The organism is Snodgrassella alvi, from assembly GCF_002777425.1.
GTDB lineage: Bacteria > Pseudomonadota > Gammaproteobacteria > Burkholderiales > Neisseriaceae > Snodgrassella > Snodgrassella alvi_B.
Genome location: NZ_MDVC01000003.1, coordinates 38,739 through 47,846, shown reverse-complemented (window position 1 = coordinate 47,846; position 9,108 = coordinate 38,739). Strand labels below are relative to the sequence as shown.

13 protein-coding genes are annotated in these 9,108 nt (G+C 47.1%); all 13 read right to left on the bottom strand.

The window, feature by feature from the left end; all coding sequences use genetic code 11:
- Window positions 1-105 precede the first annotated feature (105 nt).
- The 13 genes from BGI33_RS01675 to BGI33_RS01615 all read right to left on the bottom strand — a co-directional run bounded on the left by BGI33_RS01675 (window position 106) and on the right by BGI33_RS01615 (window position 9,102).
- Entirely contained in the window at window positions 106-495 is a 390-nt protein-coding gene (locus BGI33_RS01675; protein ID WP_100089660.1) for a hypothetical protein, read from the bottom strand.
- Between the two features lies 1 nt (window position 496).
- A complete protein-coding gene (locus BGI33_RS01670) occupies window positions 497-1,183 on the bottom strand; it encodes a phage tail tube protein (RefSeq protein ID WP_180298949.1) in 687 nt (228 codons plus the stop codon).
- A gap of 59 nt (window positions 1,184-1,242) precedes the next feature.
- The gene (locus tag BGI33_RS01665) at window positions 1,243-1,599 is read right to left on the bottom strand and encodes a DUF3168 domain-containing protein (RefSeq protein ID WP_100089658.1); all 357 of its coding nucleotides are present in this window, start codon (window positions 1,597-1,599) and stop codon (window positions 1,243-1,245) included.
- On the bottom strand, window positions 1,587-2,069 hold the full coding sequence (locus BGI33_RS01660) for an HK97-gp10 family putative phage morphogenesis protein (RefSeq protein WP_100089657.1): 483 nt from the start codon (window positions 2,067-2,069) through the stop codon (window positions 1,587-1,589). Before BGI33_RS01660 ends, BGI33_RS01665 begins: the two co-directional genes overlap by 13 nt.
- A 2-nt stretch (window positions 2,070-2,071) precedes the next feature.
- On the bottom strand, window positions 2,072-2,413 hold the full coding sequence (locus BGI33_RS01655; RefSeq protein WP_180298948.1) for a phage head closure protein: 342 nt from the start codon (window positions 2,411-2,413) through the stop codon (window positions 2,072-2,074).
- Complete coding sequence (locus tag BGI33_RS01650; protein ID WP_100089655.1) at window positions 2,410-2,724, bottom strand: head-tail connector protein; 315 nt, start codon at window positions 2,722-2,724, stop codon at window positions 2,410-2,412. Before BGI33_RS01650 ends, BGI33_RS01655 begins: the two co-directional genes overlap by 4 nt.
- A 50-nt stretch (window positions 2,725-2,774) precedes the next feature.
- On the bottom strand, window positions 2,775-4,019 hold the full coding sequence (locus tag BGI33_RS01645; RefSeq protein ID WP_100089654.1) for a phage major capsid protein: 1,245 nt from the start codon (window positions 4,017-4,019) through the stop codon (window positions 2,775-2,777).
- Window positions 4,020-4,670 carry an HK97 family phage prohead protease gene (locus BGI33_RS01640; RefSeq protein WP_100089653.1) on the bottom strand — a complete coding sequence of 217 codons (651 nt, stop codon included), beginning with the start codon at window positions 4,668-4,670 and terminating at the stop codon, window positions 4,020-4,022.
- Window positions 4,667-5,917 (bottom strand): phage portal protein, encoded by a 1,251-nt coding sequence (locus tag BGI33_RS01635; RefSeq protein ID WP_100089652.1) that lies wholly within the window; start codon window positions 5,915-5,917, stop codon window positions 4,667-4,669. The genes BGI33_RS01640 and BGI33_RS01635 overlap by 4 nt, the downstream gene beginning before the upstream one ends.
- A gap of 3 nt (window positions 5,918-5,920) precedes the next feature.
- On the bottom strand, window positions 5,921-7,642 hold the full coding sequence (locus BGI33_RS01630) for a terminase large subunit (RefSeq protein WP_100089651.1): 1,722 nt from the start codon (window positions 7,640-7,642) through the stop codon (window positions 5,921-5,923).
- On the bottom strand, window positions 7,643-8,119 hold the full coding sequence (locus tag BGI33_RS01625; RefSeq protein WP_100089650.1) for a terminase small subunit: 477 nt from the start codon (window positions 8,117-8,119) through the stop codon (window positions 7,643-7,645).
- Between the two features lie 268 nt (window positions 8,120-8,387).
- Complete coding sequence (locus BGI33_RS14050; protein WP_100089649.1) at window positions 8,388-8,702, bottom strand: HNH endonuclease; 315 nt, start codon at window positions 8,700-8,702, stop codon at window positions 8,388-8,390.
- On the bottom strand, window positions 8,683-9,102 hold the full coding sequence (locus tag BGI33_RS01615) for a hypothetical protein (RefSeq protein ID WP_100089648.1): 420 nt from the start codon (window positions 9,100-9,102) through the stop codon (window positions 8,683-8,685). The genes BGI33_RS14050 and BGI33_RS01615 overlap by 20 nt, the downstream gene beginning before the upstream one ends.
- Between the last annotated feature and the right edge of the window lie 6 nt (window positions 9,103-9,108).

Below are 9,108 nucleotides of genomic sequence, written 5' to 3'. Positions count from 1 at the left end.
GCGGGAAGCCGAAGCGGTTGTAATAATTCAGATAGCGGTTAAATTCGCTTACCGGCCAGCCGTCAATTTCTCTGGCCGGGATATGCAACAGAAAAGACAGCTCAATTATGAATTTTTCGCGTCTTGTAACTGCTTTTTTAACCCTGCATCTCCGTTGATCAGGAAGAAATGATCTTGTACGGCCGCCAGTACTTTGCTGGGCAGGTCAGCCAGAAACTCCAAATCTTCGCGGCTATCCGGGTAAAACATGGGATTGCCATCCTGGTCGACAATCATCAGCGCTTTTTCACGCACGCCGTTTAAACCATCATCGTAGCTGCTTTCAAATTCGCTGCACCGCTGAAAAAAATCGGTCATTTCGCGCACATTGAACATCTTGACATGCAGATGTCCATCGTACGGGGCAATATCCGGTACGGCGCTGATTACTGCCTTGCGCATATACTGGCGGGCGGCATTGATAAAGGCTTCTTTTGTGTTTGCGGTGTTGGTCATCTTATTTTGCTCCTGTTGTCATATCTAACTTACGGCTGCGACCATTAATTTGCAGTTCGATAGAAAACTGCCATTTATCGCCACTTTTACCATCCCAGTCCAAGCTGGTGATTTTTACCTGATAACCGCGCATATACTTGCTGCCTTTGGGTTTTAAGGTAAAAAATATGGTCTCCAGCTCCTCGGCCATCTCTTCCAGAAAATCCTGAACTTCTTTGTCTGGCGCCCACAATCCGGACAGGCTAATGGTGCCCGGCTCTTTTTCCAGCTCAGTGACAGCGCCCTCGTCGCAGATGGTGGTTGCATCAATTGCTTTAGTCTTGAGCGCCGCTATCTTGACGCTGGTGGCATCACAGAAGCTGTATCTTTTCACGGTGGTAAATTTAGCATCGGTCACCGTGCCGATATCTTCCCCGTCCAGCGTCATCAGCGCAAATGAGTCTTCGTTACTCACGCTAACAAGATAATAGCCATTAATAGCATCGTTTTCGACGCTCTCAACCCAAACCGCATCACCCGTTTTCAAGCCATGACCCACAGATGTAGCAATGGCTGGTTTAGTGTTTGTTAAATCACTAATAACTTTTGTCGGCGTCTCCGGCAGGTCGTAAAAGTAAGTGCGGCTATTAAAACTCATCCCGCGCTTCGCACTTTTCTTAATAGCCGGTTGCCCTTGTGTTTTTGCCATAAAAAACTCCATAAAAAAAGCCACGGATAACCGTGGCTCGTATAAAAAACAATTGTCAGTTAAACAATCAGATAATCAAAGGTTGCCAGATATTTCTTTCTGTCAATATCGTAAGAAAAGAATGGCGCTGTTTTAAGCAGGCATTCGATTTCGTCGCTAGCCTGTATCGTATCCATCACCTGCTGCACACATTGCGCGCGCTCCTGCGCCGTGCTGGCATAAATATCCACCTGCACCCGCGGGTTGAAACTCTGATAACAGTTTGTTGTCTCCACTTGCCCGGAAACAAGTACATAACGCATAGCTGGCCACATGGCCGGGTCTGTGGCGCTGTTCTGCACCGGTATCAGGTCTGGATAAACGCGCCCGCCGCATAAATCCTTTATGGTGCTGTAAAAAATAGCTATTTCTTCCATTCTTTCTGCACCTCTTCCAGCAATATTTTGGCTGCTTCCTTTTTAGCCTCCCCGCGCTTATTGTCATAAGCTGGACGCATAAACGGATGCGGCTGCGGCATGTTAATACCGTATTCCACAAAGGTGGCAATCTGTTTTGCTCCTTTGGGAATTTCCTTGGAATTGGATACGGTGACGATATGCTTGGAAGCCAGCCCGTGCCGTTCCGAGGCAGGGATGCGCTTCATGATGATGCTGCGCCCGACATGGCCGGGCTTCACTACTGTACAGGTTTTACCGCCCTTGCCGTCACTGTTGTAAACCCGGTAAGGTTTTGATGCCTTGTAGGCATTGTTTTTTGCCTCGTCCCGGATGATGGCTGCACCTTTGCCGGTGGCTTTTTTGGCAATGTCTTCCTGAACGCTCTTACCAAGTCGCCTTAGCTTTTTCTGCAACCGCTCCAGCCCGTTAACCTTAAAGTTGAATGCCATTTTTAACCCTCGTTCATACCCGTTGTACAAGGTAAATTAATTACTTCGGGGTGAGTCGAATCCGGTAATACTGCCTGAATATTGAAAATACTGCCTTTGTACATAATCCGGTATTCAGGAGTAATGTTGGCTGTCAGTTTGCTTGTGCGCACCTGTATCGACACGGTACAACTTGCCGAATCCAGCCCGTTTTTAACAAACTCACGGCCAGACAGATAGGACATGTTTGCCCATACCTTGCCGACATCAACCCAGTTTTTTTCAATATCCCCCAGACTGCCCTTACTGATTTCCGGGCGTTGAATCAATACCCGTTTATCAAGTTTGCCTGCCGCAATACTCATGCATCCCCCCACATAATCCGGTACGGCTGCAATAAAAACCCGACACCAAAAGGCAGCCATGCGGCATTCATTGCAGAAACCGCCTCACGGTTTTTATACCAGTTGGCGGTTAGCAGTAACATTGCCATGTCGACTGCGGAGTTGTACAACATGCCTGTCGGGTCTGTATCCGGCACTTCATTTTCGTACCAGTTGCGTCCGGTGAACTGTTTTACTGTTTCCTGTGCCGCTGCTAGATAAATTCTAAGCAAATCATCTTCGCTATCGTCATCAATCCGGCAATTATTACGAATATCTTCAATACTAATCATAATCGCCCTCAGCCGCCCCTTGCGGGGCGGAATAAACGGTTTTGGTTTGTTTAGGAATTCGGCGGCGTAGGTGGCGCAGGCTGTGTACTCTGAACACCCTGCAATTTACCCGTTACAAATGCATCTTTCCGGTAAATAGCCAGTGCCAGCCGCTCCTCGCACAATATGGTTACCATATTGCGAACAAAATCATCCTCGTTATTAAAGGCGATATTAATACCCATATCCCAGCGGTCAAAGATTTGTGCCCCCATTTTGAAAGCGCCAGTCAGAAACTCGCCTTGTTCCATAGACGGCGTGGCAACAACTGGCTGCCCCCATAATGTCGGGATTGCCTGCCCCTGCGGATTACCGATGACATAGCGGCCAATGTCATCCTTGGCCATTTCAATTTCTGCCCATTGCACCGGGTTGAGTACATGGCCGGTAGCACTGTAACCAGACAATACCACCTGCAACATGGCCAGACGTAACTGGTCAATAATGGTAAAGTCCTTAACGTTACTTTTATTTTGAAACTTTGTAGCGTTAGGTATCAGACCTGTTATCTGCGCGCCACCACCAGCGCCATTTAATAGCTGCTGCTCTTCCTTGAGTTTCAGGCCGTACCGCAGGCGGCCATCAATCATAGATTGCAAGCCGGAAGCGTCACTCAATATCTGTCTGGTTGCTTTAAGCCAGTGGGCAATAGTTACAACCGGCACCGTTTCCTGCACAAAGTTTAAATGTGATTCAGGCTTTATACGCCCCTCAGGTACTATATCAGCTTTATTATCAAAAAATTCTTCTCTGGGTACGATTATCATGTCTCTATCGGTATTGCCCGGCGTAAGCAAATCACGCACCATTAATCGCTGCTCCGGCAAGGTGACAGTACTAACAACGTGTGGCTGTACTAATGCACCGGCACTGTAACTCGTGTTGTCTGAACCGCCCAACTCTTTAGTATTAATAGGAATGCGCAGCTTGTCGCCTTGTGATATGTTGGCGCAGTTTTTAAACTGTTCAGACTTAACCACCATACTCCCCAAAGTCTGCTTGCCCTGCGGGGTGACAGGATTGCGCGCCTGCGCCTGTTCCATATCCAGCACTTGCGACTTAAGGCCATTAACTTCGGTCAGCAGCTTGTCAACATCGTTTTTAAGTTCTTCGGTAACTTTGTCACCTTTCGCAAGCTTGCCTTTAAGCTCCTCGCCAAGTCCCTTAACTTCGTCAACGGCCTTATTAACCGCTTCCTGCTTTTCTTTCAGCACTTTAGCCAGTTCACCTGCTTTGATTTCATCTGCATCAGCCATCTAGTTAGCTCCTAAAATTCGTATAACTTCGTCTATTTCAGACACGTGGTTGGTTGGTGTTGCCTTTTGTGACAACGAAAAAAAACCGCTGTCGTGAATGACAGCGGCCTGCTTTGCATTAAATCCGTTTTGCATTAACAGCGCTTTGAACTGTTCAGATGAGGGTAAGCCATGATCATGCTTGACATAGTCCACCCTGGCTTCCGGATTGGCTGGAAAAATGACGACGGATATTTCATATAGTTTTACTTCTATCAGTTTGTTGGTATCTGCTTGCCGGTCGTATTCCTGCCGCTCGATGCTATAACCAATCGACAGGCCATCAATCGCCTTGGCCTGCAATAATGCATGCGTTTCCCGCGCTTTTCCTATCTGGTCGATCAGCAATCTACCCTCGACATACAGCCCTCGCTCATCTTCAACCAGTTTGGTATAGCAGCCAATAGGTGCGTTCCAGTCATGATTGAATAACACTGGTGGCATGCGGCCGCGGGCTTCCCATTCCGCCAGCGACTTTGCGAACGCCCCCGGCACTACCACATCACCATAAGAATCTACATTGCCATTTATAGAACCGTAACCCGAAAAAAAACCGTCTTCTTTGACGGATTTAATTTCAAGCGGCATATCAAGACGTTTTGTCTGCATCATTCTTGCCTCTTTAATGTTTCATTTGCTGCATGATTCAACGTACCCATATTTAACTGCACGGTTAATTCGTCCCCGCCCTCCACGGCCGGCAAGTCTTCAAGGTCGCGCACATGATTGCGTGAATAAATCCCGTTTTGCACCATTGAGGTATAAAAGCTGGCGCGGTTGGCGGGTGAAGCGCGCAATAGCCCCTCGGTATTAAATTTGGGTGTATAAATCTTGCGCTCCGCCGGACTTAACAATTTGCGCGTAATCGTCTGCTCAATCCGCGCCAGCTTCGGCACCATTACAAATGCCTGAAAACTAAGCACCGTGTTTTCGTAACTGGATGCCCAGCTAGACGATTTACTGGTGTGGCCAATTAATTGCGGTGGTACCGAAAAACAGCGGCAGATTTCCTCAATGCCAAACAGGCGTGATTCAAGCAATTGGGCATCAATCGGGCTTAATGACGGCGCTCGGTTTAAAAGGTCAAAACCACCCTCAAGTATTGGTGTCTTCCCTGCGGCACTTGCCTCTGAAAACTCTTGCAGCCATTTGCGGGTTTTCTTACGCTGCTCCTCATTCAATATCGGCGCCCCGCCTTGCCCTGTACCTCTGTATACAAGTACATCGCGCCCTTTGAAACGATTCTTGTAATCGTGTGCTGTAGTATCATTGGCTTCCATTTGCAATCCTAGGATTTCTGCGCCATAGGACAGCGGAGAAAGCCCAGTTATTCCGTCCATCGTGAAATCTTTCAAATGAAAAACATCTCGGTCGGGCAGTTTTCGCGTTCCATCCCTTTCATTGTATTCATATACTACCGCACCCGTTTGCAGGCGGGTTATTTTCATTCTGGCCGCATCAAGCACTTCCAGCGATATAATCCGCTCACCTTTGCGTTTGATTTCAGCAAATGCATTGCCATATATGTCTATTGAAGTCATCAATGCCTGCCAGAATTCGCATGGGTTCATGTCGGCATTGGGCGCATAGCGAAAGATGTCATACAAAGGATGCTCAGTAGCAATATTTTTATCCGCAGTTCGTAAGGCAAAAGGCAGGGTAGACACCAGTCCGGAGCGTAAATTAATACATGCCCACACAGCCGAAAGCTTTAACGCTTTTTCTGGCGTCACCATGACGCCACTAACCGACGATGCGCTATCAATTGCCATGATGCTCTCGCCTTTGCCTAGCTTTAACTGCGGCCTGAAAGCACTCAGAATGCGGCGAAAAAAGCCAGTATCCTGTAAATCAGCCATTGTTTAACCTATTATGTAGTTGTCTAGAAAAGAATCAAGGCCGCCGTTATATCGTGAGGTCGGATTGGTCGCCATCACGGCCACGGCATCAAACAGCGCCATCAGGCTGTCAATCTTGGCAAAACCTGCATACTGTTTGGTTACCTGAATACCGTTGCCCGATTGGATAACGCGGGCGTTACCAACATTCCAGTTCATCAGTGGTTGATTAGCGTGCCACATATTTTTGCTGGCTAAAGCGCGCTCTGTGGCTTTAATAGTGCCTGTCATTTTGAAGCCTTGCGATATCGCTTTAAACAGACCATCAGCAGGGAAAGCATAGCCACTGTCAACAAATTTATTATGGATGGTTTGTAAAACTGGTTCCATGCCATAGCGGTCAACTGCTATAGAGTGCAACAAACCCGTTTCGCCCACTTTCAAACATATCTCAGCCACTTCTTTCAGGTCATCGCCTACATTTTGGCAAAAGGTCATGTCACCGTCTTTCACAAAACTATCCAGTTGCGGCAGGATGTCCTTGCGATTATTCAGCACCGGCGGGTTTGCCCATGCATAACACCATGAAAGCCAGCGCTGAGTGTCTTTTTCCCGCCCAACCACGGCCAACCCAAACAGGTCATCATTACCACCGCCGTCAAGCCCTATTACAACCACCTCGCTGCGTTCTAGCAGCGTATCTAGCGTCAACGTGTCATCTGTCTGCGCTAGCCAGTAATCTGCACCACTCCAGCGATCTGAGCGTAAATTTAACCCGACTTCCTTGTTTAAGTGCTTGGCCTCAAACTCAATCAGCGTTTCTTCGCCTTTCAGTTCGGCCTGTCGATACTCACTAATCAGAAAAGCCTCGTCTACTGAGTAGCCAAGGCTTGGATTGGTTATATAGAAGTTTTCAGGCTTCTTATACGCTCCCGACTTAATAAGCGCAGCCGGAAACTCATATAAAACCGGCAAATAAGTCTTATCAACAAGCTCTTTACCCTCTGCCGTCTTGCCATCCCGTACCGAACGCGCATACTCCAGTTCCGTTTTAAACACACCAGCGGGCGGCTCTCGGGATTGCGTGGACAAAATAATTAAAAAACCATCCACTTTAGACATCAGGCCGCCGGTGGCTTCTTTAATTATGGATTCCGCATTCGCCATCGCGCCAAATAAATGATGTTCATCAATCAAAACAAAGGCGGCTTTCAGGCCACCTGCTGTTTTATCGTCCGCAGCCACAACTTTCAGGGTTGACTTAGTAGCTAAATGCGTTATCGTCCTTGTATGCTTGGAAATGCTGTATTTGTCCTGCATTTCCGGGTCAAACTCAATCATACCCGCCGCAGGTTTAAACGAATTATCAGCCACTTCTTTCGTTGGCGCCAGAATGATAGCCTCAGCTAAATTACGTTCATTCAGTTCGAGGGCGGTTATCATAATTCCGGCAGCAATGGTTGATTTAGCGTTTTTCTTGCTAATCAGCAGAAAGAACTTTTTGATTAGTCTGCGCTGCGTATCTGGATCAAGTGCGCCAAAAATCGCACCAACAAAATCAAATACCCACTGCGGCATTACATCACGCATTCTTGGCAATCCGGTCATGTCGGGCACTATCAGATCACCAAATACCTCAATCGCAATCTCTGCCACGATAGGAAATAGCGGTTCACTGGGCACCAATGACTGCCGGTTAACAATCCGCTCTTCCCAGTCAGGGCAGGCTGTCACCCAATCAGCCATTTACTTCACCTGTTTCAAACCTTTCTGCTCTAGCCGCGCAGACAGTCCGCCAGCGCGTGATTTTTCAATGGCCACATCTCTGGCCGCCTCTTTCTTGCCGGTCTCGCCAATACGCCCATGCTTATAAGGCATCAGGGTTTTAGCGGCATCAATCCGCAGCTTGTGCGGCCAGCTGTCATCATTCATTACCATCACCAAAAACTGCAAAGGGTCATCACTGGGCGGTGATGCAGACTTAACAGGATTAACATCCGTGTTAATATCATTGTTAACAATTTTGTTAATATTTTTGTTAAGTCTGTTTTGCTGTTTTTTCAGCTCCTCAATGCGTGCTAAAACGGCCTGATTTTTCATTAAACGACATGCGGCAGCGGCTGCACCATTCCTGCTGTAACCCGCATTAACACAGGCTTCCGTCTGATTTATCCCCGCAGCCACATTCAATGCGAATAATTCCTGTTTATCATTAAGTGACATAGCAAATTGCCTATTTTTTGAGCAGATTTTGTTAATTAACAGGTGTTTTCAGGCCATTTTTTTTATAAATGAGAGGGCGCGCGGTGTCGGCGGCGATAGTAACCCAACTTTACTACCACCCCTGCCTACTTTTTAAGCAACCTAAAAATAATAATAAATAGTTACTCAATGTTACTATTCCACATAAGAATATAAACCAAAGCGATAACATAACGTTACTATCTGTATGCGTAATAATCTAACCGGCTACATCCATCACTAAGTAGATTTACCATCCACGCTTGTATCGCTGCCGCAGTTCTTTGGTGGTTTTATGCTTATGACAATCCGCGCATAGCACTTGCAAATTGCTATCATCATTACTGCCACCTAACTCCAATGGAATGATATGGTCAACCTGTAAGCTGCCACCAATACAACCGCAGGATCGGCATCGAAAACTATCCCGTGCCAGCACCCGCTTCTTTATCTCCTGCCATTGATAGCCTCGTATGCGCTTTGTAGCCCCCGGTTTATCCCTGAGTACCGTGGCAGATGAACTGTTAAACTCAGGTAGGCTACTTTTAAGCGTTGGTATCTTCATGGCTTCGTGTCAGTAGGTAGTGAATCTTATGGGCTGCGCTATAGCTTTGCAGTACTTCGGCAAGCGTTGCTTCAAAGCCATCTTTATCAATAACGGATTTAAACCAGCCACCATGCCTAATCACGCACGGATACCCGCCCTGTGATGGCTCAATATCTACTAGCGTCTTGCGTACTCTAGCTTTACTTTTACTTCGCTTTATCGCAATCACTTTTAAATCAGATGGATTACAGTAAGGCCGTCTGCCAACCTCTAACACCAACTTGCCCTTGCTGGCAGTATGTACCTCTTCGCAAAACCGGGTAAGCACAGCATCAATTTCTGCCGCCTCTTTTTTCTTATTTCTGACAACTTCAAGGCCGTTGTAATACGCCTGTGCAAAATCTATAGGGTTACTCATATCCCA